Below are 23,317 nucleotides of genomic sequence, written 5' to 3'. Positions count from 1 at the left end.
TGCTATTATTCCTCCTTTCTTTGATACACAATCCGCATTTGTTTAACGTCTGTTTCCTGGGATTCTAAAAACAATAGCTCCTCGATTTTTTGTAATCCTAAACTTTCTAACTGTGCTAGTTCCGATTGAGATAATGGCCAAGGAGGGCCAGATGGTTCAGCTTCTGTATCACGCACACGAGTAATTAACAATAGAGTGCCGCTAGGAGCAACTAGCGAAGCAACAGAGGCGATAACCGCAGAGCGTAGACTCAAAGGTAAAGCTTGGATATTGCGACATTCAAAAACAAAATCAAAAGCCTGAAACCATTGCTGAGGAATAGCTAACAAATCAGCAATTTGATAATTAACTGGAGAATTAGGAAATCGCTTTTGACACCAATTAATAGCAGTAGGAGAAATATCAAAAGCTGTAACATCAAATCCCAATTTAGCTAAAGCTTCCGCATCATCTCCCAAGCCACAACCAATTACCAAAGCTTTTTTCCCTTCAGTTGATAATTCATGATTATCTAACCAATCTTGGAGATAGGGATGTGGAGTTAACTTTGCCCAAGGGATTTGTTCAGCATCACCATTAGCTGAAGCATATAACACTTCAAACCATGCTGTTGGTTCTGATTTATTAATAGCTTCAGATGCTAACTCTTGCACTTTCTGGCGTAAATTCTCAGGTTGTTGTTCCAACATAAAAAGCAATATATTGACAAAATAAGATGAAATTGATCGCGTCTTGACAACCATTTACCATCATATTCCGCGATCGCGCATAAGTATAACTAAGCAAATTTAACTATAATTAGTCAATATTATAGTAATTGATGAAACTCTTCTACCAAAGCATTTTCAGGATGTGCTGGTAAAATGCGATCGCATCTTTGCTGCATAGTTAACTGCAAAAATCAGTAAGATGCGCCGTCCCACTGGAGGCGATCGCATTTTACAATCAGTCTAGAGAATCAGGATCTACGCCGAGCGATCTTAATCGTTCTCGTAATAATTGAACTTCTTGCTGTGCTTGCTGTGCTTGTTGTTGAGCAAGTTGTGCTTGTTGTTGAGCAAGTTGTGCTTGTTCTTGTGGTGTTAAAAGCCTTTGCCCTTCTTGGTTATACCAATACATCCACTCACGGGGAATACCGAGATAAGTTCCCTGTTCTATACCAATTCCTAAACCGATTTCTGGTAGCCAAACCGGATTTCCATCATGTAATTCATAAACATTGTTCACTAATTTGTATACTTCTAACCGTGGCTTGCGGCGACGCAATGGATTGTAAACCACATAATACAAAATTCCTAATTTGGCATACTCTGCTTTTTTGGTTGAATATTCGCCACGATATGTTTGAGATACTACCTCTAGCACTAATACTGGTAGTTTCTTTTCTTCCCAAAGCACATAACTAGGACGGAGATTTTGATCGTAGAATCGTTCTACACCCAAACTCAAAAACCCATCTGGGACGATCGCTGGTAAGTCTGGGTCATAATAGATACCCATATCTACACCAAAAAACCAATCCATGCGCTCTGGCCATGCCATTGCCAAAAGCGTCTTCAGTAAACCAGGAATCAAATCTTGTAATTCATTATCCACGGGGGTATCGTCTGAGTCTGGTAGTTCCTCTGATGATGGCAAGCAAGCTAATGGATTGTAATTTAGCATGATTGATTTCCCGTTCCTCAGTTTTGAGTACATCTTTATTTTATTTACATCAGAGAATTGGGATCTACACCAATAGGGACGTTTCAAACATCCTCCAAATTCTTTAAGCCAATGGCAATTTTACTGTGTTTCTCAATTTGCCCCATGACTTGCTTTGCTCGTTGAATTACTACCGACGGTAAACCGGCTAATCTTCCGGCTTCAATACCGTAGGATTTATCTGCGCCTCCCGGTTGGACTTGATGCAAAAAGATAATTTGGTCGGGTAATTCTTTCACTGTCACTTGATAATTAGCAACGTTGGGTAACATTCCTGCTAATTCATTTAGTTCATGATAATGTGTGGCAAAAATTGTCCGGGCTGTGATTTCTGTGGCTAAATATTCTGCTACCGCCCAAGCAATGGAAAGTCCATCAAAGGTAGCTGTTCCTCGACCGATTTCATCTAGTAAAACTAGGGATCTCGCGGTGGCGTGGTTAAGAATATTGGCTGTTTCATTCATTTCTACCATGAAGGTAGATTGACCCGTAGCTAGATCATCAACTGCACCAACACGGGTGAAAATGCGATCGCATATTCCCAACTTCGCTGATTTAGCTGGGACAAAACTCCCAATTTGCGCCATTAACTGAATTAATCCTACCTGACGCAAGTAGCAACTTTTACCACTGGCGTTTGGCCCAGTCAAAATAATCAGGTCAGGGAGTGGGGAGTGGGGAGTGGGGAGTGGGGGAGTTTCACTATTCCCGACTCCCAATTCCCGACTCCCTAATTCTGTTGAGTTGGGGACGAAGAATCCCGCAGGTAAAGACTGTTCTACTACAGGATGGCGACCGTCGATAATTTCGATTTCCCGTCCGGGTATCATCTCAGGGCGACAATAACCTTGCTGTACCGCCAACTCAGCTAAACCACACAACACATCGGCGGCAGCGACGGCGCGAGAAAGGGTACGAATTACTTCCGCCTGTGTTCCTACTTCTTCCCGTAGGGCAACAAACACCTCATATTCCAACTGATTCAAATCATCCCGTGCTGTCAGAATTCTCGCTTCCCGTTCTTTCAGTTCTGGGGTGATGTATCTTTCCTCATTGGTGAGGGTTTGCTTGCGGATGTAATTATTGGGTACTTGGTCAGCCTTAGCACGGGAAATACTAATATAGTAACCAAAGGTTTTATTAAATCCTACCTTGAGGGTGGGGATACCTGTTCTAGCTCTTTCATCTACTTCTAAATTAGCAATCCATTGTTGGTCTGCTTCCACCGTCGCCTTTCTCTCATCCAATTGGGGATTTACCCCTGGACGAATTAAGCCGCCTTCCTTGAGGTGTATCGGTGGTGACTCTACAATATGGGCGTGAATATTCTGCGCCAATTCTTCCAAAATCGGCGGGACTTTTTGCAAAGCTTTGAGGAAGGGCGAACGCGCATCGGCAACTAAGCGGGCTAATTCTGGTAAGCGCGATAGAGAATCAGCCAAAGCTGCTAAATCTCTGGCGTTAGCTGTCCCGGAACTGGTTCTACCTGTGAGGCGTTCTAAGTCGTAAATCTGCCGTAATAATTGCCGCAAATCCTGACGCAAAGGCGTATTTTCAGCTAATTCTTGAATTGTATCTTGGCGAGCGCGAATACCTTTAATATCCAGTAGCGGTTGCAGTAACCATCGCCGCAAAGAACGGCTACCCATTGCGGTGCTAGTTCTATCTAACGCCCAAAGTAGCGAACCATGAAAAGTGCCATCACGGACGGTTTGAGTAATTTCTAAGTTGCGGCGGGTTTGCTGGTCAACAATTAAATAGTCGGTGATGGTGTAGGTGCGGAGTCTTTGTAGAGAGACGCGGTTTTCTTTTTGGGTATCTTCCACATATTCCAACAACCCACCAGCCGCCCGCACAGCCAAGGGGAGATGGTCACAACCCAAACCTTCGAGCGATCGCACTTTGAATGTCTGCAATAATTTATTCCTAGCCTCACCTTGAGAAAAGGGGACTTGCGATCGCAAACTATAACAAAATGATGGTGGTAAACACTCTGGTAAATGGGGCGAACTCTCCCCTGGACGCAGCAAACTACCCAAATCCGGCGCATTTGTGGGAACTAACACCTCAGAAGGCTGCAAACGCATGAGTTCCTGGGTGAGATGTTCTAAATCACTATCTTGGGTAGTGAGAAATTCCCCCGTGGAGATATCTGCATAAGCTAAACCCCAATGATTCCCCGCAATTACCACAGCCGCCAAGTAATTATTGCGACTAGATTTAAGCATTCCTTCTTCTAGCAAAGTCCCAGGGGTAAGAATGCGTGTCACCTCCCGACGCACCAAACCCACCGCCTCAGAAGCATCTTCCACTTGGTCGCAAATCACCACAGCATAGCCTTTTTCCACCAGTTGAGTTGTGTAGCGTTCCCAAGCGTGGTGGGGTACACCAGTCATAGCCACACGACCAATTTCACCGCCGTGTTTACTGGTGAGGACTAATTCTAATTCTCTGGCTACCGTCACCGCATCTTGAAAAAACGTTTCAAAGAAATCTCCCACCCGATACAGCAACAGCGCATGAGGATGCTTATCTTTGACCTCAACATAATGCTGATACATCTTACTCAGCTTACTGCGGTCTACCTGTCGCGTATCGGTATGAGGCGCAGTAGAATTATTGGGTTCTGTTGGCTGAAGGTCAGAGTGAGAAACGGTCATAGGATAGATGCTAAGAGTTACGCACAGAATAGCCACAAGATCCGATGATAACGTGCTGTGGAAATTTCCGGGCGATCGCTCAAGGTTTTTTTATGATATCTTGTAGCGTGGCGAATAGGCGATCGCAATACGGTGAAGCTTGACGAACAGTAGTGACATCAAGTAATTCTAGAAGCTTTGGAGCATGGTTTGTTTTATGATATGTTTTCTTCTCTGTACGACGAGTAGCAGCACTAAGCCATACTCTCAAAGTACCTTTAGACACTTGTTCTACGCTAGAATAGCGCGCCATTCCTTGATGGATTGTATCTTCTCTGAATTTCTGCCCATAAAATGTTCTTAAAGCATCAATATCAGCGATAAACCATGCTTCCATCGTTTGTACCATTAATTGACACTGCTCATTATCGAAATTAATTGCATCTAAAATCCAAGGCTGATCTTCTGTTCTATTTCTAAGATGTTCCCAAGGTGTCATAGTAGAAGAAACGGGAGATTCAGAATCAATTAATAAAACATTGAAAGCTTCTGGTTGAGACTCCAAAGCAGTTTTAAAGTCTTCATAAGCATCACGCCTTGATCCACACATAACTAGAAATATTTTATGGTTTTCACCAGCAATATTATATAGTTCCTCAAAAAACTTTCTAAAACCAGCGCGTAGTCCAGTGGTAGTTTCTTTTCCACTTCTAATCCCACTACGAAAGCCAGGGCGTTGTCTAGGAAGCAGTTCAATATCATCTTCATCTCCTGCACCCTCAATGTAAATATAAATATCCATCACCAACGATTTCCACCAATTTGTCCCATCCGCCAGAGATCGCCAAGAGTATACTTTTCTAACCATTTTTTCAATCTATCAGGTTCCTGACGATGGAGATGGCTACCTTTAGAATCTCGTTCACAAACTATTACTGATTCAGGATATTCGCTTAAAGCCGAAACCAAAGCATCAGAATGAGTTGTGACAATTAATTGTGTTCTCTGAGATGCTTCAATTAGCATTTCAGCAATAGTAGGTAAAATATCTGGATGTAAACCAATTTCTGGTTCTTCAATACAAATAAGTGGTGGTGGAGTTGGATCTAATAGTAGAGCTATTAAAAATAAATAATGAAGCGTACCATCAGATAAACGATTTACGGGAATAGGTTGAATAAGATTTGCTTCACGAATAAATATTTGTACAGTACCGCCATATATTCTGACACTCAGTTCTTCAGCATTATCATAAAATTTTTTGAGAGTCTCAATAATTTGTCTATTTCCTATTTGGTATTGTAAGTTATTTAAAACTAATCCTAAATTACTTCCATCTTCTAAAAGAGGGTGTTCAGGTAAATCAGCTTTTTGCATATCTCTTAATTTTCCGTGGCGACCCATAGGAAAATCTCTATATAGAGCAATATTGGCGAATTGATTGCGGAGATAAGTTATTTCTGGATATATACGTGCTTCCTGTAATTGAGATAGTATAGATTGATTTATACGAGGTGATTCAGTTGTCCAAAATTCATTATATATTCCTGCCCAAGGACCTTCTTCTCTAACTCTAAAAACTGGATGACCACCATCATCAAAACGATAATAAAAATGTGCTTCACGTTCTCCCTCATTTGGATATTGATTTTCTATAACTTCATCTACTATCTCAACTCTTTGAGCAGATGCAGTAAAATTTAACTTATAGCGTAGAGGTTGTAATCCTTTGGGATAACCAACAATAGCTTGTAATTCTGCTAATGGAATTCCCTCAGCACCTTTCCAAAGAAACTCACTAACTCCTCCACCTTGACGAAATGGAGCAAGTAAGTCTGTAGGTGTTGCTTTTAAAATTCCAATTGCCTCAATTAAATTTGACTTACCAGATGTGTTTGCCCCTATTAATACATTTAATGGTTGTAGTTCAATTTCTTCCCCTTCACTTCCATAAGAAAGGAAGTTTTTTAATCGCAATTTGTGAATAAATCTTTTGCCATCCATTAGCTTCTCCTATTTGCCTAATTAGACTTGTTACAATTTTTTTATGCTTTCCGGGGACTACTACGGCGTGTAGGTGGTGATGGTGGAGGTGGTTCCTGGGATTTCAACTGATCATCATCAGTGAGAAACTCTACATGGAAGCCCTTATGATGATAATACAAGCCCAATGTCACAATACTGGCATCACCCATAGAAGTCTCTTGTATGGCTTGAGTAGGAAATTGAGACGCTAATTTTTTTAGTTCTTCCGCCTCCCAAAGCACAATTTGGTCACGGAAAGCAGCCCAAGGGCTTGTTTCGTCAGCAGCATAAGTAATAATTTCAGCAAACTTTTGAGCCGTTGGATACTTATTGTTTGTATTTGTTTTAGCCTGTGCAATGTGATTACCTGTTTCTATAACAGTAGCTAGAGGAAGTACCAGCGTTGTTCCTTGGTTAATTTCTTCTTGTATTTTCTTATCTACAAGTTCAAAATTCCACTCATCATTACCAGCAATTTCTTTACCTGGAACTTTTAACCAAACACATAAAAGCGAAGTATCAATTAGTAGCACTTTCATCATAGTAGTAACTATTCACCATGAGAAAGACTTCTTTCAATTGCGCCCTTAGTTGTCATTTCGCCTAAAGAATAGGATGCGAACAACTTAGGAAAATTATCAATATCTTCTAACAGTGTAAGTTTACTTTCTCCTGTTTCTGAATCACGGTGTGCAACAACTACAAATGGTACTATTTCAGGGCTTAAGGCATCAAGCAAAGCTGGGTTATGAGTAGTCAATAAAATATCAATATTTCTTTGGCTGCCAATTTCACGTAAAATTTTCACCAGTAATTTAGCACGGGAAGGGTGCAAACCATTGTCTATTTCTTCGATGACAATTTGACTACCCTCTGGTCTGATGAGTAAAGCTGTCAGAATTGCTAGAAACCGTAAAGTTCCATCTGACATACTTCTAGCATCAATTTCTGTAATTTCACCTGGTTTCCATTCTTCCTGACAGTAAAGCATAGCATCTGTGCCAAATCTACCTACTGTTTCTGCCCATACTTTTTTAATATCTCCTTCTGGTAAATCTTTGATATAAGTAGAGAGTTTTAATTCCACTTCTGCCTTTTGGTCATCTGGTAACGTTACTAATACACCCCCTATGTTTGAAGCATCATTTGCTAGTGTATCTGAAAGAGGTGAGTAATTACGCATATTGGCAGCAATGGGATTTAAGATTAAAATATTTTCTAGATTTGAAATTACACAAGATTTAACTTTATCTATCTCCGCGAAAACTGTATTTTTAAATATTTCAGTAATACTTACACCGGGTTGTATTTCTTTATCTTCTATTTTCAATTCTACTAAGTTATTTGCATCAAGAATATATCCTGAGCTTTTTAATCCAATTTTAGTTGGAAACCTATAGTGTTTAAGGTTAATTTTTTTCTTGCGTTTATCATTATTTTCATAGAATTTTTCATATTCAATATATTCCTGTATAACTCTTACTTCAGGTATTGTTTGTATTTTGATAACATACAAATAATCAGTTTGTTCATCCTCACCCTGAACTAATGCTTTTAATGTAAATTCAGTTTCAGGTTTCCGTGCAGCCCACTCTACACCACCACGAATAGATGCAAGAGTTTTATCTCCTGCTAAAGCTGCGTCAATATTTTCACCTTTAGCTATTCTTTGTAAAAACTCCAAAGCCTCAACCACATTAGACTTACCACTAGCATTAGTACCAATCAGAACCGTCAAAGGGTCAAGAGGAAGTTCCGCATAACGGAAACTTTTCCAATTTTCCAGGATGAGTTGCTTAAGCATAACCCACTCCAAAACTCTAAAGTGTTATTTTTCTATTTAGATAACATTAATACAAATTGCATAAAAACATAACGCATCGAATCACACATTTAACTAAAACTCTGCGTTCCTCTGCGCTAACCTCCGCCTTACTCTGCGCTTCATATCACTTACTGAATTAATTCTAATTATCCCAGCCAATAAACAACAAAGCCAGTAGACAGACTTACTCTATCTAACTGGCGAAAATTTACTCAACGCTTAACAATTTATGCTTCTGGTGGCAAATCTATACTGTAAACAGTTTCTCCTACCAAGTTACGCAATGATACAGTCATCACTTTTGTAGCAGCATTTATTTTGACTGCACCAAAGAATTGTAAACCTTCGCTTGGAGGTCGATTTGCTCTTGTACCAGGAGGTAAGCTTTGGAATATCAACTGTGGGCCAAAAGTATTTTCTAATTGATTGGGCCCAAATGTACCAGCGTTGAGAGGCCCTGCGACAAACTCCCAGAAAGGTTTGAAATCTTGAAACTGTGCTTTGTTGGGGTCATAATAGTGGGCGGCTGCGTAGTGGACATCAGCAGTTATCCACACAACATTCTTGATATTTCTCTGTTTAATAAATCGGAGTAAGTCAGCTAGTTCTAATTCTCTGCCTAAAGGTACACCATTATCTGCGTTAGCCCAAGCTTCAAAGTCTCTACTGCCATCTCTAACTATTAATCCTAATGGCATATCGCTAGAAATCACTTTCCATGTAGCTTTGGATGTCAGCAATTGACGTTTTATCCATTGCACTTGTTTACTACCGAGCATATCGGTGTCTGGCCCTGGTACTGGCTGATTATTGGGAGTATTTCGCCCTCTGTAGGTGCGCTCATCCAGCATGAAAATATCTAACAAGGGGCCATAGTTGAAAGAGCGATAAATTCTAGCTTGGTCTGTATTATCACTTGTAAAACCAATGGGCATATACTCTAAAAATGCTTGTCTTGCCCGTTGTGTTAACAAGTTCACATCCTTAACTGTATAGCGGTCATCATTAAGGATTTCCCCAGGATACCAGTTATTGGTAACTTCGTGGTCGTCCCATTGTGCCAACATGGGAACTTCAGCATTAAAACGCTTCACATTTTCATCTAACAAGTTGTATTGATAGTTACCACGAAATTCTTTGAGTGTTTCAGCAACTTTAGATTTTTCTTCTGTGGTGATATTGCGCCAAATTGTGAGATCATCAAGTGTTCTTTCGGCAACAATGGGGTTATCAGCATAGATAGTGTCGCCACAGTGAACGAAAAAGTCGGGATTCATTTGGCGCATGGTTTCGTAAATTCTCATACCACCAAAGTCAGGATTAATACCCCATCCTTGACCGGCGGTATCTCCACCCCAAACGAAGCAGATATCTCGCCCAGTGATAGCTGGAGTGCGGAAACTACCATTTACAGGTTCACTGTAGGTGTCTTGATAATCTAAATCTTGGAATAGCACCCGATAAAAGATTTGTTGATTGGGTGGCAGATTTCTGAGATTCAATCTGGCTGTAAAGTCGCTAGCTTCTAAAGCCTGTGGCCCCAAAACGCGCTGCACACTACTAAAAGATGGGCTAGTGGAATATTCTACGATCATTCTGGCTGGGCGATCGCTTTTACTCCAAATCACAACATTATTATTGGTGATGTCTCCGGTAGCTATGCCATAGGGTACACCAGGACGCATTCTATCAGAGGTAATAATTGCTGGTGCTTGGGCAAAAACTCGTGATTTGGAGACAATATTTGTAGTAATAATGCCACCTGCTGTAATAGCTGAATTCAACAAAAACCGACGACGGTTTAGTTTTAGGGGATGATTCGATTCCATACCAAATTAATAGAAAAATCAAGAAAAATTCTTACAGGATAAGTGTTTACCATATCTGGTTATGGCAATAAGTAAAGATAGAGTTATCCAAGGGTTAATAAAAATTCCTTAAAAATATGTCATAAAAATTAAAATTCAATCATCGAATATCATTTTACCTCCGATTAAATTCTGCTTAAACTAATCACCCAAAAATTAGTTAAATCTAAGTAATCAGCGACTTATTTTCTTTATACAGTTTGCATTGTTTGCAAAAATTTATCGTGAAGGAAACCAAGATGAAATTCGTTAAACAATTAGTTTTTACTGCTGCTAGTCTTGCTCTGTGTTTTTCTGCTGTAGATGTAAAATCTGCATCTGCTGTTATCGTTAATTACGCTTTCTCTGTTGATAGTCCTACCAAAACAGGGAAAGGCTTTTTTAGCTTTGATGATTCTACTTTTAGTAGTGGCAGCTTTCCAGAAGCAATAGTTAAGTCATTGACTTTTCAATTTGATGGAGACTCAAATATTTATACAGAAAAAGATGATACTGCTTATCCTGACTTTCCTGTTGTCTTTTTGTCTTCATCTTCTACAGGTAAGCCAATTCCACAATTAAGTTATTTCTTCTTCGATAAAACGAGTCCTGATAAATTCTTCTATGAAATAGTTGGGGAAGATTTAACAATTCTTGACGGCGAATTTCAAAATACTGAAATAGGCTTTGGTAAAGTATCTTATACAAAAGTACCTGAACCTGCTACTATGCTTGGTGTTATGCTTGTTTCTGGTCTTAGCTTAATCGTCGGGAAAAAAGCAAAATCAGTGAAAAAAGTGGCAGCTTAATTGAGGTTTTGCCAGCAGTTAATATAATTAGGACTTACGCAATTGGCACATTCTTAGGGTGCGTCAGATTTGAGTTTTTCGTGATTATCAACAGATGTTTGGCATCTGACGCACCCTACAAGATAGGTGGAGTGTGACACCAATTCACGAAAATTTTGAAACAGATCCAAATCCAAAAACCCTTGTCAAGTCAGGATTTCTCAATTGCGTAAAGCCTACCGCATAGCTGCGCTTAGAGCGGAGCGGGGCGGGAGCATCGTTGCGAATTGTGAATTGCGAATTGGTATAAGTCCTGATAATTTTTGGTGTCTTCTGGAAACCAAGTAATATTTGCTATGAAAACGAAGTATGAATCATACATACTTCGTTATTTATCTTTTCTAATTTTTAGCCAGATAATATTTCACTCAAATGAGAGAGACTATAAAATATTTTAGCCGTGAGTCACTACTACATCAGTTTCAACATTTGCTGCATCTGATTCCAGATTATCTATTTTGTGAAATTCTCCAGCCCGCCACGTATCTGTTATATCTTTAATAAAACTGGCTGTAGGGATAGCAACTAATAAACCCAAAACACCGCCTAATTTAGCTCCCAATAATAAAGAAACTACAACCCACACAGGATTTAAACCAGTTAAATTACCCAGAATTCGAGGTGCAACAAAATTAGAGTTAACTTGGTCTATGGCTACGGCTACCCCTAAAACTTCCACACCCTGCCAAAAGTTTTCTAAAGCAACTAATAAACTAACAATAGTAATACCGATACCTGTACCAAAAGGAAACAGTGAGAAAAAGCCAATACCAATGCCAAAAAGTAGTGCTAGGGGAACTCGTAAGGCTACAAATGCCAAAGTCACTGTTATAGCTAGTACAGCCCCCAATGTAGCCTGACCGATAAAGTAATTATGAAAATCTTCCCGTAGTATTGGCCGGATTTTCGAGCTGATGTGAGGGGGAAACCATTGATAAATTCCATCCCATAAGCGATCGCCATTTAATACCATATAAATAGTCAGCACTATCGCCAGCACCACATTCACCACAACACCAATAGTATCGAAAGCCAAACCCAGAATTTTCCCAGTGACAGACTGCAATTGATTAGACAGTCTTTCCAAGACTTGCGTCACTAAACCGCTTAAATTCACAGGTAAGGTTTGTGTTGCTATCCAATTTTGGAAAACATCTAATTGCTGAACACCAGAATCAATCCAATTAGGCAAAATATTCACTAGCTCATTCAGCTGACCTATGATCAGTGGTACTAAGGTCAGACCTAAAGCAACTAGAATCACCACAGCTAACAATAACACCCCACCAATTGCCAAGTTACGTTGCACCCCACGTCTTTGAAAAAATTGGATGGGATAATCTAAAACAAAAGCTAGCAGAACAGCCGATACAAAAACACTCACCAAAGGTTGGAGATACTGTACAACCTGAATTAATAGCCAACCATTGAGAATAGCAATAGGAAAGGCCAATCCCACAGTTAACCATCGTGGCCATTTGTTTATTGATTGCATTGGTGGTGACTCCACACGCGCCATAACTTTATTGTGCCTGCTAGGTAGGAATTGGGGACAGGGGGAGATAAGGCAGAAAGACTAATGATTAAGGACTATTGACTCATAAAGTCTAGTAAAATTTGCTGTGCCGCAGAGCCTAGAGGTCTTACTTCTCCTACGTTTTTGGAATAAAATTTACCCTGACGAATATCCTCTGGTGTCAATAACCCCATATCGCAGCCTTCATTTAACTCTAGTTCATGGAACTCGACTAACAAGGGTGCATGAAACACATGACGCACAACCGTCTCATCGGGATAACAGTCAAATGCAAAAAATGAAGGCAGAGTATAGCCAATTTCTTCTAAAATTTCTCGCTGCACTGCCACATCTGGAGTTTCACCGGGTTCGATATGACCACCAAACAGCGCCCAGTGTCCAGGGTAGGGAATATTAGGGATATTGTCCCGCAGCTGCATTAAAAATTTATTATCTTGGTAAAGAATAGCGATCGCTACATGAACTTGTTGGTTAGTCATACCATGTTGTCGGAGTTGTTGTAAATATTATTACTTCTCTTCTAAATAAACTTCCCCAAAATCTTTGTCAGCTATGGCAATGTTTTTGTATTGCACCTTACCCTTAATCACTACGGACTCTCCCACTTGAAAATTACGGTGATTAGTGACAACCCAAACTGTACCAGTAGAATCATTAATTTGATATGCCCATCGCTGTACTAGAGGTACTTGCTTTTCCACCTTTCCTTGGATACGCACTGTCTGCTGTTTGTCTGGTGTAGGTTTAATTTCCCGAATCGGAGTGACATTACTACCAAAACTGATTGTATTATCTTGCCAGCCTGACATATTCAAAGGCGCACAGCCCCAAAGCCCTACCACAACCAGTAAGGTACATCCTAGGTAAAATTTTTTCACTTTTTGCATAACAAACACCAAATTAGTCAATAGTTATTAGTCATTAGTTTTTACCTTCCGCTCCCCTGCTCCCCTGCTCCTCACTCCCCAGTCCCCAGTCCCCTATACGAGACGATAGAAAGACGCTACAGTATCAGACGGCAACGCCATAATAATCTACAAGCAAGAATTATTTGTAACTTAAATCTGGGGATGCTCATGGAAACCAAAACTACTAAAATCTTAGATGGTAAAGCTTTAGCTGAAAAAATTCACCAAGAACTGACTTCGCAAATTCAATCATTACAAGCCAAAATCGGCCGTCCTCCTGGATTAGCAGTGTTGATGGTGGGGGATAATCCCGCCTCTGCTGCTTATGTTCGCAACAAAGAAAAAGCTTGCGCTAGGGTGGGTATGACTTCTTTTGGTAAACACTTCCCCAAAGAAACTACTCAACAGGAATTAGAGGATGTTATCGCTGCACTTAATGAAGATGAACAGGTAGATGGTATTCTCGTACAGCTACCCCTACCAGAACATCTGGATGCTGTAAAACTGCTGCATCAAATCGCACCTGATAAAGATGCTGACGGACTGCATCCAGTGAATTTAGGGCGTTTGGTACGTGGTGAAGCTGGTTTACGCAGTTGTACACCAGCCGGAGTCATGCGGCTATTGGCGGAATATGCAATTCCTTTGGCGGGAAAACAGGCGGTAGTAGTAGGGCGTAGTATTTTAGTTGGTAAACCTATGGCCTTGATGCTATTGGAAGCTGATGCTACTGTTACCATTGCCCACTCGCGATCGCAAGACATCCAAAATATTACCAAAAATGCGGATGTTCTCATTGCCGCCGCAGGTATTCCCGGATTAATTACTGCTGACATGGTGAAACCAGGCGCTGTTGTGGTAGATGTGGGGATAAATCGCGTCACCGATGCCAATGGCAAGAGTCGCTTAGTTGGCGATGTCGAATTTGGCGCAACTGCTAACGTCGCGGACTACATTACCCCAGTTCCTGGCGGTGTTGGTCCCATGACTGTGGCTTTGTTGTTAGAAAATACCTTCACCAGCTATTTAAAAGCAGCAAAGGATAAAGGTATTTTAAATGGTAAATGAAATTTAACATAGCTCATCATTTATCATTTACGTTTCTTGATGAATGAAGTATTAGTTAAACTTTCAGCGCCAGAGCATCTTAAAATTGTGACGTATATGAAAAATAGCCAAAAGCCAAAAATTTAAGGAATTCTAAGAATGGTAGCAGCTGATAACCTTCAGAAGATGCCAGAAAAAGCCACATTTGACCTAGGAGCTTATCTGAAAGAGCGCAAAAAAATTTGTGAAGCGGCTTTAGATAAGTCTATGCCTGTCGTTTATCCAGAAAAGATTTATGAGTCAATGCGCTACTCGCTCTTAGCTGGAGGTAAGCGTCTGCGCCCCATTCTCTGCCTAGCTACCTGTGAAATGATGGGCGGTACAATTGAAATGGCTATGCCCACAGCTTGTGCTGTGGAAATGATCCACACCATGTCATTGATTCACGACGACCTACCCGCAATGGATAATGATGATTATCGGCGTGGTATGTTGACAAATCACAAAGTTTATGGTGAAGACATTGCAATTTTAGCCGGTGATGGCTTATTAGCTTATGCTTTTGAGTTGGTTGCCACCCAAACCCCAGAAAGCGTCACTAGAGAACGTGTTTTACAGGTAATTGCTCGTTTAGGACGTGCATTAGGCGCTGCTGGCTTAGTAGGTGGTCAAGTAGTTGACTTAGATTCAGAGGGTAAGTCAGATATTTCTCTAGAAACTCTCAACTTCATCCATAACCATAAGACAGCCGCCCTGTTAGAAGCTTGTGTTGTTTGTGGGGGAATTTTAGCTGGTGCATCATCGGAAGATGTACAAAGACTCTCCCGCTACGCCCAAAACATTGGACTAGCATTTCAAATCATTGATGATATTCTCGATGTCACTGCTACCCAAGAGCAATTGGGCAAAACCGCAGGGAAAGACCTTGTAGCCCAGAAAGTCACCTACCCTAGTCTCTGGGGCCTGGAAAAATCCCGTGCTAAAGCCCAAGAACTAATTGAAGCAGCTTGTGCAGAACTAGAACCTTTTGGGCAATCAGCACAGCCTCTACAAGCACTCGCTCATTTCATCACCAGCCGCAATCATTGAATTAGCATCTGAAAATTGGAGTGTAGCAACAGTAGATTTTGGGTAGTATCTCAACCTTATCTCAGATAAATAACTACTGCTAATATCGACTAACAGAACCAAAATACCATGCAGGACATAGGCGAGATTTTAGACAACCGGGTGCTGCTGGTTGCTCTGGTAGCTTGTTTTGTAGCTCAAGCATTAAAGCTAGTGATTGAGCTAGTTCAACACCGTAAACTGAATGTGCGTGTTCTAGTCACAACTGGAGGTATGCCCAGCGCCCATTCAGCTTTGGTGACAGCTCTTGCAGCTGGTATTGGAGAAACTATTGGTTGGTCATCGCCTGACTTTGCTTTGGCTACTGTTTTTGCCATTATTGTCATGTACGATGCAGCCGGTGTTCGCCAAGCAGCTGGTAAGCAAGCCCGCATCCTCAATCAAATGATTGATGAATTATTCCATGAAAAACCAGACTTTAATCAAGACCGCCTCAAAGAATTACTAGGGCATACACCTGTACAGGTAATAGCAGGTTCAGCTTTAGGGATCACAATTTCTTTGTTAGCTAGGTCTTTATTAGCCCATAGCCCATAGTCAACAGTTAAAAGTCGATAAAAAGCTAGTGGATAAGCTCATCACTATTGCCTATTGCCTAATTTACTGTACCCGCACAACCGATCGCAGTAACATAACTTTACGGCTATCTACTAGGACAGCAAAAAAACCACGATCATTCAGTTTCTGCAATGTATTGTAAGCTTCTTGTTGGTTAGTGGTATAAACTGCCAGCAAGTAGGGTTTCTGTCCATAGGAAGCCAAACCAACATTACCGCCTACCGCTTGTTGGAGGCTAGTTGCTAGTTCTGGACGGTTAAAATAATCCACTAAGACGGCAAAACCCTCTCCTAAACGTTGGGGATTAAAAGGGACTGTGGAAGTCGGCTGTTGTGCTACTTCCCCAGGTCTTGTAGTGATAATGGCAGATAACCCAACAATAGTATTTATATACCTAGCCCAACGGTTAGCATCATCAATTTTGCTAAATCCCCCTATCCGCGTAACGGTATCAGAAAGATATTGACAGGTAGTAGTTTTAATTTCATTTGGTAAAGCACTACGTAACTGCTGCCGATTCTCGGCTGTTGGGCTAACTACCAATAACAGGTACTCTCCAGCATTGGGAGGTTGGCAAACAGGAAAAGTGGTTTGGGCTTTCACAGAATTTGTGCTACCCATGAGCCAGGCGATCGCGAGTCCGACTACACTGGATATAGTGGCAACTTTCTGCACAAAATTGGGACGCATAGGTAAATTTTATTAAATTTTTTTAGTTAAGAGTCATTAGTTCATAGTCAATAGTAAACGAGCTATTGACTATTGACTATTGACTATTGACTAATTACTCAAGACACTGGGGCAAGAGATGCCAAAGGATTAGGGATTGTTCCAGAAGGAGCCTGAAATTCTCCGGTAATGACATATTCTAATCGCAGTTTGAGCCAAGTAATAAATTGGGAATTGGTGGAAATAATCGCAGCTGCGGGTTGAGGACACTTAGCTTTGATTTCCGCCATTTCAGGAGCTTCTAAAAAAGCTGGTTGTGGTACTAACCAAAAATCAATCTCTTTTTCTTGTTCGTGGTAGTGACGAGTGCGTTCTTTCAGCACTTCCTCCATAGGTTCTTCTTGGAGTAAAAAGCGACGGCTCGCCAAAACGTAATAGTATGTTTGCATTGTCATTCTGTGATTACTAACTAATAATTTTAAGGCTTACTGAGTGCTGAGTGCTGAGTCATGAGTTCTGTGTACTGACGCACCCTCCTAACTCAGCACCGGCTAAACGCCTCGCTACCGCTAACAGCACTCAACACTCCTTTACTTCTTGCTGGATTTTTTGAACAAAAAACTGAAAGGGCAACCCTTTCCTTTACTTTCACTCGCTACTTCACTTGCTACTTTACCACCGGCTGTTAACTTTTCTAAAAACAGCGTGTTGTCAAAGTAGTGTTCCAAGGAAATAATCTTCAAGTCATCGGTGACATGGGCAACGCTCAAGCCAATAACTTCTACTGTCTCGCCTGTAGGAGCATAGTCTTTATAGGAACCTTGAAAATGTCCCCAGTGCCGCCACTTGAAGGTGACAGTTGGTGGGACTGAGTACACTTCCAAAACTTCCCAAGGGAAACCTTGAGGAAATGTTGAATGAAAGAGTTTGGCAGAAGATTCAAAGCTTTCTTCGGAGGCTTTGTAATGCTCAGAATCCGCCATGAATAAATTATAAGTACCTTGGGCTGAGACATCTGCGGCAGTAAACTCCTCTCCCCCATTGGTACTGATGCGAAACTGCTCGTTCACAACTGACAACCACTGTTCTGGGTTGGATTTGAAAGATACCTCCATCTCGAAGGTTCTCACTAAATTTTGAACGATCGCTTCCAGTGTACCCTCAAGATGATTACGTGTACTCTCTTTAGCCAGATTCTCATTAGAGCGAGCATAATCTGGAGCAGTACCATAGCGCCATTCGACATCAGTGCTTTCAGCAATAACTGTATCCCTGTCTTGTACCCAAAGCGGAAGCCCGTTAGATTGTGTTGCGCTCATAACAATTCCAAATTCCAAACTCTAAATTCAAAATTGAGAAAATCGCTCATGGCAAAGCATCCTGACTTCTAATCACTTGTCACGAAGTCCTCTACCATACCAACGATTTTCGAGATTACGCAGTCACAACCCCTCTAGAATAGGAAGCAGGGCAGGGTGGTTTCATACAACGAGAGAATAATCTAGAAGCTTCTTTATTTCGTTATGCTTTCCCAAAATGTTGATAGAGAACAGACGAAGAAATAAGGGCTTTGAATTTTCTCTGGCAAGAATGAGACAACCCTGCTCTAGAACAGGAAGCAGGGGGGCAGGGGGAGACAAGGGAGCGAGTTTTCCGCCTTTTAGTAAGATAAAGCTACATCTTCCCCCACTTCCCCCACTTCCTCATCTCCCCTGTCACCTGTCACCTATCACCTGTCACCTATCCCTATTCCCCCCGCATCGCTTGTTTCATCTCCCGAACAGCTCGTTCCATGCCTACTAACGCTGCTCGGCTGATGATGGTATGACCAATGTTTAACTCTTCCATACCTGGCAGTGCAGCCACCGGATATACATTCCAGTAAGTCAGCCCATGACCGGCGTTAACTCGCAATCCAGCTTTAATCGCTTGTTCACAACCTTGAGCTAACACAGCTAATTCTTGATGACGACTGGTTTCATCTCTAGCTTCTGCATATCTACCAGTGTGTAGTTCAATAAACTTTGCTTGCACCTTGACAGAAGCTTCGATTTGTGCAGGTTCGGCATCAATAAACAAGCTCACGGGAATGCCAGCACCCTGCAATTTATCTACTATCTCACTTATTCTAGCAATTTGCCCGACTATATCTAAACCCCCTTCCGTAGTAACTTCTTCCCGCTTTTCGGGGACTAAAGTCACATAATCAGGTTTAATGTCAAGGGCAATTCCCAACATTTCGTCTGTAGCAGCCATTTCTAAATTTAAGTGCGTCCTGACTGTTTGTCGCAATAAACGCACATCCCGGTCTTGAATATGCCGCCTGTCTTCCCGCAGATGCACTGTAATGCCATCGGCACCAGCCAATTCTGCCAGCACCGCCGCCGCCACCGGGTCTGGTTCTACCGTCCGCCGTGCTTGGCGAATGGTGGCTATATGGTCTATGTTTACACCAAGTGTCAGCAACCCTTGTATCTCCCTATCCACAGTCCACAGAGATTTATCTTACCTGAAATTGTTAACAAAATTATTGTTGGATAACGTCCAAGTTCCTACTCATAAGTAATAATTGAGCAGGAAAGATAAATGAAAGATAAAATTCTGAGACTAATCATTTTATGTGAAAGCTATCGTTAAGATCAATTTGGTAGAGCAACTTAGCGATCGCTAGCAATTAGCTATTAAAAATCAAACTTTTGCCTTATTTCCTACAACCATAAATTTATGTACGCTTTAACCATCAGACATGGTTAATAGCGCAGTTAAAAATTTTTGCGGTCAATATATTTTTTCCAAGAGGGACTTAGATAGTTCTGCAAATTTAAAAAAATTAGAGTAATCTTCTCAAAGACTATGGCGGAATTGTGGACTTATTTGTTTAACTCAGGGCCATTCATCCCACATGGACACTGTTATCTCTGGAAAACAGATTTAGTTTTATTACATTTAGTATCTGATGCGCTCATTGCCATAGCTTATTATTCTATTCCTGCTACGCTTTTCTACTTTGTCCGCAAACGGCAGGATCTGCCCTTTCATTGGATATTCTTATTATTTAGTGGGTTTATTGTCGCTTGCGGCACAACTCACATTTTAGCGGTTTGGACACTTTGGCATCCCAACTATTGGATATCGGGATTTGTCAAAGCTTTGACCGCAGGAATATCTTTAATTACAGCAGTAGAACTCATCCCTTTAGTCCCCAAAGCTTTAGCACTTCCTAGTCCGGCTCAACTAGAGCTAGCAAATCATCAACTGCAAATACAAATAGCAGAGCGTCTAAAGGTAGAGGAAGAGCTAAGGAGATATCAAAATCATCTAGAAGATTTGGTTACACTGCGGACTCATGAAATTACTAAGACTAACGAACAATTACATCAAGAAATCGCCGAACGTCAGCGTCTGCTAGAAGTAGTCAGACAAAGTGAAGAACGCTATCGTTACTTGGCTGATGCTATCCCTCAACTTGTGTGGACTGCTGATGCTCATGGTGAATGTGATTATTTTAATCAAAATTGGTGTGATTATACTGGGCTAACTGTAGAGCAGTCATTAGGCTCTGGATGGGTAGCAGCATTGCATCCAGATGACGTGAATAGAACTTATGAGTTATGGCTAAATGCTTTAAAGAGCGGCAATGTCTACGAGAATGAATATCGCTTTAAACGAGCTGCTGATAGCTCCTATCGTTGGCATTTAGCACGAAGCTTACCGCTCAAAGATAAACAAGGTTGTGTAGTTCAATGGTTCGGGACTTGTACAGATATTCATGAACAAAAACAAATACTAGAGCAAAGAGTCCATTTACTGGAATTAGAACAAGCTGCACGAGCCGAAGCAGAAACAGCTAACCGCATTAAAGATGAATTTTTAGCAGTCCTCTCTCACGAGTTACGCACACCTCTAAATTCAATCTTGGGGTGGTCTAAATTGTTACAAAGCCGCCAACTCGACCAAGCCAGAACATCTCAAGCATTAGCCACTATTGAACGTAATGCCACATTACAGGTGCAACTCATAGAAGATTTGCTAGATATATCCAGAATTTTACAAGGTAAGCTAGTCCTCAATACTACAAAAATTCACTTAGAGACTGTAATCTCCGCAGCACTAGAGACAATGCGGCTAGCAGCAGAAACAAAATCAATTCAGATGATTACGTTCTTGCAATCGAGTATCGGAAAAGTTATGGGTGATTCTGCTCGCTTGCAGCAAGTAGTCTGGAATCTGCTTTCTAATGCCGTCAAATTTACACCCAAGGGTGGACAGGTAGAGGTGCGGTTGGAACAAATTGATGACTACGTTCAGCTTGTTGTCAGTGATACAGGTAAAGGAATTAGTCCTGATTTTTTACCCTATGTCTTTGATTACTTTCGGCAAGCAGATAGCAGTTCTACCAGAAAATTTGGTGGACTAGGACTGGGATTGGCAATTGTTCGCAAAATTGTAGAGATTCACGGTGGTACTGTCACAGCAGAAAGTCCGGGTGAAAATCAGGGCGCAAAATTTACAGTCCGATTACCGCTTCTCCAAGAGGATGGTTTGAATGTCACAGGTGAAAAAAGTAACTTTTCATTATCAACCTCTAAATATTCGTTACTTGCCGGCATCAAGATTTTAGTTGTTGACGATGACACGGATTCACGAGATTTTCTAGCTTACATCCTACAGCAAGAAGGTGCTGAGGTAAGCATGGCGGCTTCAGCAGTTGAAGGCTTACAAATATTAGCTAAATCCCGATTAGATGTGTTGGTTAGTGATATCAGTATGCCTGATATGGATGGCTATATGATGATTCGGGAACTCAGAACTTGGGCAGTAGAAAAAAATGGCCAAATTTCTGCGATCGCCTTAACCGCCTTTGCCAGACAATACGATCAAGAGCAAGCACTCGGAGCTGGTTTTCAAATCCACTTACCCAAGCCTGTTAATGCTGAAGAATTAATTGCAGCCGTGGCAAGGTTGATCGTGAATTGAGGCAGAAAGCAAGGAGCAGAGGAGTAGAGGAACAGAGGAGCAGAGGAGCAGAGGAGAATAAATATTACCTAATCCCCAGTCCCCAATCCCCAATCCCTAATCCCTTAGCAATTCATTCACTACCCTATCTAACCCTAAAGAATGGGCAGCTTTGAATAATAAGCGATCGCCTGGTTGCATAAATGTCTTTAATCTTTCTATTAAATCGGCGTGGGCGCTAAAGCACTCTGAGGGGATACCTTCGGCACTTTTGACAATCGCTTGGGCATCTTGTCCGTCCACTAATACAAGTAAACCGTCTAATTTTAAATCTCGCACTGTTTCACCGACGCGCTGATGTAGTTGCGGCGATCGCTCTCCTAATTCTTTCATTGCTCCCAATACGGCAATCTTTCGCTTTCCTGGTGTGTCTGCTAGTAACTGTAAGGCGGCTAGCATAGCTTCCGGTGCGGCATTATAGGTTTCATCTAAGATTACAACGTCGTTGGGTAAATTAAAACGTTGGGATCTGCCTGTAGGCATATTCACTGTTACACCATCTCTGAGGCTTGTCCAATCAATTCCTAAAACTTTCGCTACTGCTAAAGCTGCTAAAAAGTTGGTAGCGTTGTGACGGCCAGGTAAGGGTAAGGGTAGCTGGATTCCTGCTACTTCTATAGTGTCGTTATCAATGAGTATTCCTTGAATATCACCGCCAGAAAAACCATAAGTCAAAACTTCCCTCTGCCAAAATTTTTTCGCCGTAGTGAGTAATAGGGGATTGTCATGATTGAGAATAGCCACGCTATTTTGAGGCATTTCGGCTAATAACTCACATTTTGCCTCAGCGATCGCCTCTTCTGAACCCAGTAACTCAATATGTGCTGTCCCCACATTGGTAATCACGCCAATTGTCGGATGTGCTATTTGTGTGAGTTCGGCAATTTGTCCCCTTCCCCGCATCGCCATTTCAATCACGGCATAGTCGTGTTCTGCATTTAGTTGGAGGAGAGTTTTCGGTACACCAATTTCGTTATTGAAATTGCCAAAGGTTTTGTGAACTTTACCCTGTGTACCCAAAACGGCGGCAATCAGTTCCTTGGTGGTGGTTTTACCGACAGAACCCGTCACCCCAATGACTGGGATGTGGAAGCGATCGCGCCACCATCTGCCAATTTTTTGATATGCCTCTAGGGTATTGTTGACTTTTAATACAGGCAGTGTCGAATTTTCATAGTTAAAATCAACAATAGCGGCTATTGCACCCTGAGCGATCGCAGTTGCTACAAACTCGTGTCCATCAAATTTTTCCCCTCGCAAAGCCACAAAAACTTCACCGGGTTTAATCAGTCGAGTATCTGTTTGTATACCAGTGCTAGCTTGTGCTAAATCAGCTGCACTTAAATTTACAGGTTGGGCTAGAAGTGCTTCAGTTAATTGGGTTAAGGTAGCAAACATAATTAGGGACTGGGGACTGGGGACTGGGGATTGGGGATTGGGGATTGGGGATTGGGGATTGGGGATTGGGGGGAGGAATTTCCCCATTTCTCCTTGCTCCCTGCTCCCCTGCTTCTTCTCATCTCCCCCTACACCCTGACACTCCTACTTCACAAAAAAAGTAGTGCC

At 41.5% G+C, this 23,317-nt stretch carries 21 protein-coding genes; 5 read left to right on the top strand and 16 right to left on the bottom strand.

Translation table 11 applies throughout. The features are described from left to right. Nucleotides 1-5 precede the first annotated feature (5 nt). From NOS7524_RS18235 to NOS7524_RS18200, 8 genes are all read right to left on the bottom strand, one after another. Complete coding sequence (locus tag NOS7524_RS18235) at nt 6-689, bottom strand: class I SAM-dependent methyltransferase (RefSeq protein ID WP_015139962.1); 684 nt, start codon at nt 687-689, stop codon at nt 6-8. A gap of 256 nt (nt 690-945) precedes the next feature. Next, a complete protein-coding gene (locus NOS7524_RS18230) occupies nt 946-1,665 on the bottom strand; it encodes a Uma2 family endonuclease (RefSeq protein ID WP_015139961.1) in 720 nt (239 codons plus the stop codon). Between the two features lie 83 nt (nt 1,666-1,748). Further along, nucleotides 1,749-4,364: a DNA mismatch repair protein MutS gene (gene mutS, locus NOS7524_RS18225; protein WP_015139960.1), complete on the bottom strand. Its 2,616-nt coding sequence runs from the start codon at nt 4,362-4,364 to the stop codon at nt 1,749-1,751. Nucleotides 4,365-4,443: 79 nt separating this feature from the next. Further along, nucleotides 4,444-5,211, bottom strand: a complete 768-nt coding sequence (locus NOS7524_RS18220) for a DUF4276 family protein (protein ID WP_235622364.1) — start codon at nt 5,209-5,211, stop codon at nt 4,444-4,446. Next, complete coding sequence (locus NOS7524_RS18215; RefSeq protein ID WP_015139958.1) at nt 5,145-6,347, bottom strand: AAA family ATPase; 1,203 nt, start codon at nt 6,345-6,347, stop codon at nt 5,145-5,147. The genes NOS7524_RS18220 and NOS7524_RS18215 overlap by 67 nt, the downstream gene beginning before the upstream one ends. Before the next feature lie 41 nt (nt 6,348-6,388). Then, nucleotides 6,389-6,910 carry a hypothetical protein gene (locus NOS7524_RS18210; protein WP_015139957.1) on the bottom strand — a complete coding sequence of 174 codons (522 nt, stop codon included), beginning with the start codon at nt 6,908-6,910 and terminating at the stop codon, nt 6,389-6,391. A gap of 8 nt (nt 6,911-6,918) precedes the next feature. Further along, nucleotides 6,919-8,172, bottom strand: coding sequence for an AAA family ATPase (locus tag NOS7524_RS18205; RefSeq protein WP_015139956.1), 1,254 nt, complete (start codon nt 8,170-8,172; stop codon nt 6,919-6,921). A gap of 248 nt (nt 8,173-8,420) precedes the next feature. Then, nucleotides 8,421-10,022, bottom strand: a complete 1,602-nt coding sequence (locus tag NOS7524_RS18200; RefSeq protein WP_015139955.1) for an alkaline phosphatase D family protein — start codon at nt 10,020-10,022, stop codon at nt 8,421-8,423. A 278-nt stretch (nt 10,023-10,300) separates the two neighbouring features. Between NOS7524_RS18200 and NOS7524_RS18195 the strand changes: the two genes are divergently transcribed. Continuing rightward, nucleotides 10,301-10,849, top strand: a complete 549-nt coding sequence (locus NOS7524_RS18195; RefSeq protein WP_015139954.1) for a PEP-CTERM sorting domain-containing protein — start codon at nt 10,301-10,303, stop codon at nt 10,847-10,849. 433 nt (nt 10,850-11,282) lie between these two features. Here the strand turns inward: NOS7524_RS18195 and NOS7524_RS18190 are convergent, their stop codons facing one another. From NOS7524_RS18190 to NOS7524_RS18180, 3 genes are all read right to left on the bottom strand, one after another. Next, nucleotides 11,283-12,383 carry an AI-2E family transporter gene (locus NOS7524_RS18190; RefSeq protein ID WP_015139953.1) on the bottom strand — a complete coding sequence of 367 codons (1,101 nt, stop codon included), beginning with the start codon at nt 12,381-12,383 and terminating at the stop codon, nt 11,283-11,285. A 95-nt stretch (nt 12,384-12,478) separates the two neighbouring features. Then, a complete protein-coding gene (locus NOS7524_RS18185; protein WP_015139952.1) occupies nt 12,479-12,904 on the bottom strand; it encodes an NUDIX hydrolase in 426 nt (141 codons plus the stop codon). A 30-nt stretch (nt 12,905-12,934) separates the two neighbouring features. Then, entirely contained in the window at nt 12,935-13,312 is a 378-nt protein-coding gene (locus NOS7524_RS18180) for a hypothetical protein (protein WP_015139951.1), read from the bottom strand. 189 nt (nt 13,313-13,501) lie between these two features. Between NOS7524_RS18180 and folD the strand changes: the two genes are divergently transcribed. The 3 genes from folD to NOS7524_RS18165 all read left to right on the top strand — a co-directional run bounded on the left by folD (nt 13,502) and on the right by NOS7524_RS18165 (nt 16,045). Beyond that, a complete protein-coding gene (gene folD, locus NOS7524_RS18175) occupies nt 13,502-14,401 on the top strand; it encodes a bifunctional methylenetetrahydrofolate dehydrogenase/methenyltetrahydrofolate cyclohydrolase FolD (protein WP_015139950.1) in 900 nt (299 codons plus the stop codon). Nucleotides 14,402-14,539: 138 nt separating this feature from the next. Further along, on the top strand, nt 14,540-15,469 hold the full coding sequence (crtE, locus tag NOS7524_RS18170; RefSeq protein ID WP_015139949.1) for a geranylgeranyl diphosphate synthase CrtE: 930 nt from the start codon (nt 14,540-14,542) through the stop codon (nt 15,467-15,469). A gap of 108 nt (nt 15,470-15,577) precedes the next feature. After that, nucleotides 15,578-16,045 carry a divergent PAP2 family protein gene (locus NOS7524_RS18165; protein ID WP_015139948.1) on the top strand — a complete coding sequence of 156 codons (468 nt, stop codon included), beginning with the start codon at nt 15,578-15,580 and terminating at the stop codon, nt 16,043-16,045. A gap of 63 nt (nt 16,046-16,108) precedes the next feature. On the opposite strand, the gene NOS7524_RS18160 is transcribed toward NOS7524_RS18165, so the two are convergent. The 4 genes from NOS7524_RS18160 to NOS7524_RS18145 all read right to left on the bottom strand — a co-directional run bounded on the left by NOS7524_RS18160 (nt 16,109) and on the right by NOS7524_RS18145 (nt 19,201). After that, nucleotides 16,109-16,756, bottom strand: coding sequence for a hypothetical protein (locus tag NOS7524_RS18160; protein ID WP_015139947.1), 648 nt, complete (start codon nt 16,754-16,756; stop codon nt 16,109-16,111). Nucleotides 16,757-16,854: 98 nt separating this feature from the next. Continuing rightward, a complete protein-coding gene (locus NOS7524_RS18155) occupies nt 16,855-17,184 on the bottom strand; it encodes an MgPME-cyclase complex family protein (RefSeq protein ID WP_015139946.1) in 330 nt (109 codons plus the stop codon). 141 nt (nt 17,185-17,325) lie between these two features. Then, on the bottom strand, nt 17,326-18,054 hold the full coding sequence (locus NOS7524_RS18150; RefSeq protein ID WP_015139945.1) for a SnoaL-like polyketide cyclase: 729 nt from the start codon (nt 18,052-18,054) through the stop codon (nt 17,326-17,328). A gap of 427 nt (nt 18,055-18,481) precedes the next feature. Continuing rightward, on the bottom strand, nt 18,482-19,201 hold the full coding sequence (locus NOS7524_RS18145; RefSeq protein ID WP_041555379.1) for a pyridoxine 5'-phosphate synthase: 720 nt from the start codon (nt 19,199-19,201) through the stop codon (nt 18,482-18,484). A 387-nt stretch (nt 19,202-19,588) separates the two neighbouring features. Here NOS7524_RS18145 and NOS7524_RS18140 point away from each other — a divergent pair, with 387 nt between their 5' ends. Next, nucleotides 19,589-21,712: a hybrid sensor histidine kinase/response regulator gene (locus NOS7524_RS18140; protein ID WP_015139943.1), complete on the top strand. Its 2,124-nt coding sequence runs from the start codon at nt 19,589-19,591 to the stop codon at nt 21,710-21,712. A 96-nt stretch (nt 21,713-21,808) separates the two neighbouring features. Here NOS7524_RS18140 and NOS7524_RS18135 read toward each other — a convergent pair whose 3' ends face one another. Continuing rightward, nucleotides 21,809-23,149, bottom strand: coding sequence for a UDP-N-acetylmuramoyl-tripeptide--D-alanyl-D-alanine ligase (locus NOS7524_RS18135; protein WP_041555835.1), 1,341 nt, complete (start codon nt 23,147-23,149; stop codon nt 21,809-21,811). Nucleotides 23,150-23,317: the final 168 nt, after the last annotated feature.

The sequence above is a fragment of the Nostoc sp. PCC 7524 genome, assembly GCF_000316645.1.
In the GTDB taxonomy this organism is placed as follows: Bacteria; Cyanobacteriota; Cyanobacteriia; order Cyanobacteriales; family Nostocaceae; genus Trichormus.
Note: the sequence above shows the minus strand (reverse complement) of the source record. Positions and strands in the feature narration are given on the sequence as shown.

What these genes read in the sequence shown, in the direction of transcription:
- NOS7524_RS18235 (WP_015139962.1), bottom strand. Translation starts at nt 689, where the DNA reads ATGTTGGAACAACAACCTGAGAATTTACGCCAGAAAGTGCAAGAGTTA.
- NOS7524_RS18230 (WP_015139961.1), bottom strand. Translation starts at nt 1,665, where the DNA reads ATGCTAAATTACAATCCATTAGCTTGCTTGCCATCATCAGAGGAACTA.
- mutS (WP_015139960.1), bottom strand. Translation starts at nt 4,364, where the DNA reads ATGACCGTTTCTCACTCTGACCTTCAGCCAACAGAACCCAATAATTCT.
- NOS7524_RS18220 (WP_235622364.1), bottom strand. Translation starts at nt 5,211, where the DNA reads ATGGTTAGAAAAGTATACTCTTGGCGATCTCTGGCGGATGGGACAAAT.
- NOS7524_RS18215 (WP_015139958.1), bottom strand. Translation starts at nt 6,347, where the DNA reads ATGGATGGCAAAAGATTTATTCACAAATTGCGATTAAAAAACTTCCTT.
- NOS7524_RS18210 (WP_015139957.1), bottom strand. Translation starts at nt 6,910, where the DNA reads ATGATGAAAGTGCTACTAATTGATACTTCGCTTTTATGTGTTTGGTTA.
- NOS7524_RS18205 (WP_015139956.1), bottom strand. Translation starts at nt 8,172, where the DNA reads ATGCTTAAGCAACTCATCCTGGAAAATTGGAAAAGTTTCCGTTATGCG.
- NOS7524_RS18200 (WP_015139955.1), bottom strand. Translation starts at nt 10,022, where the DNA reads ATGGAATCGAATCATCCCCTAAAACTAAACCGTCGTCGGTTTTTGTTG.
- NOS7524_RS18195 (WP_015139954.1), top strand. Translation starts at nt 10,301, where the DNA reads ATGAAATTCGTTAAACAATTAGTTTTTACTGCTGCTAGTCTTGCTCTG.
- NOS7524_RS18190 (WP_015139953.1), bottom strand. Translation starts at nt 12,383, where the DNA reads ATGCAATCAATAAACAAATGGCCACGATGGTTAACTGTGGGATTGGCC.
- NOS7524_RS18185 (WP_015139952.1), bottom strand. Translation starts at nt 12,904, where the DNA reads ATGACTAACCAACAAGTTCATGTAGCGATCGCTATTCTTTACCAAGAT.
- NOS7524_RS18180 (WP_015139951.1), bottom strand. Translation starts at nt 13,312, where the DNA reads ATGCAAAAAGTGAAAAAATTTTACCTAGGATGTACCTTACTGGTTGTG.
- folD (WP_015139950.1), top strand. Translation starts at nt 13,502, where the DNA reads ATGGAAACCAAAACTACTAAAATCTTAGATGGTAAAGCTTTAGCTGAA.
- crtE (WP_015139949.1), top strand. Translation starts at nt 14,540, where the DNA reads ATGGTAGCAGCTGATAACCTTCAGAAGATGCCAGAAAAAGCCACATTT.
- NOS7524_RS18165 (WP_015139948.1), top strand. Translation starts at nt 15,578, where the DNA reads ATGCAGGACATAGGCGAGATTTTAGACAACCGGGTGCTGCTGGTTGCT.
- NOS7524_RS18160 (WP_015139947.1), bottom strand. Translation starts at nt 16,756, where the DNA reads ATGCGTCCCAATTTTGTGCAGAAAGTTGCCACTATATCCAGTGTAGTC.
- NOS7524_RS18155 (WP_015139946.1), bottom strand. Translation starts at nt 17,184, where the DNA reads ATGCAAACATACTATTACGTTTTGGCGAGCCGTCGCTTTTTACTCCAA.
- NOS7524_RS18150 (WP_015139945.1), bottom strand. Translation starts at nt 18,054, where the DNA reads ATGAGCGCAACACAATCTAACGGGCTTCCGCTTTGGGTACAAGACAGG.
- NOS7524_RS18140 (WP_015139943.1), top strand. Translation starts at nt 19,589, where the DNA reads ATGGCGGAATTGTGGACTTATTTGTTTAACTCAGGGCCATTCATCCCA.
- NOS7524_RS18135 (WP_041555835.1), bottom strand. Translation starts at nt 23,149, where the DNA reads ATGTTTGCTACCTTAACCCAATTAACTGAAGCACTTCTAGCCCAACCT.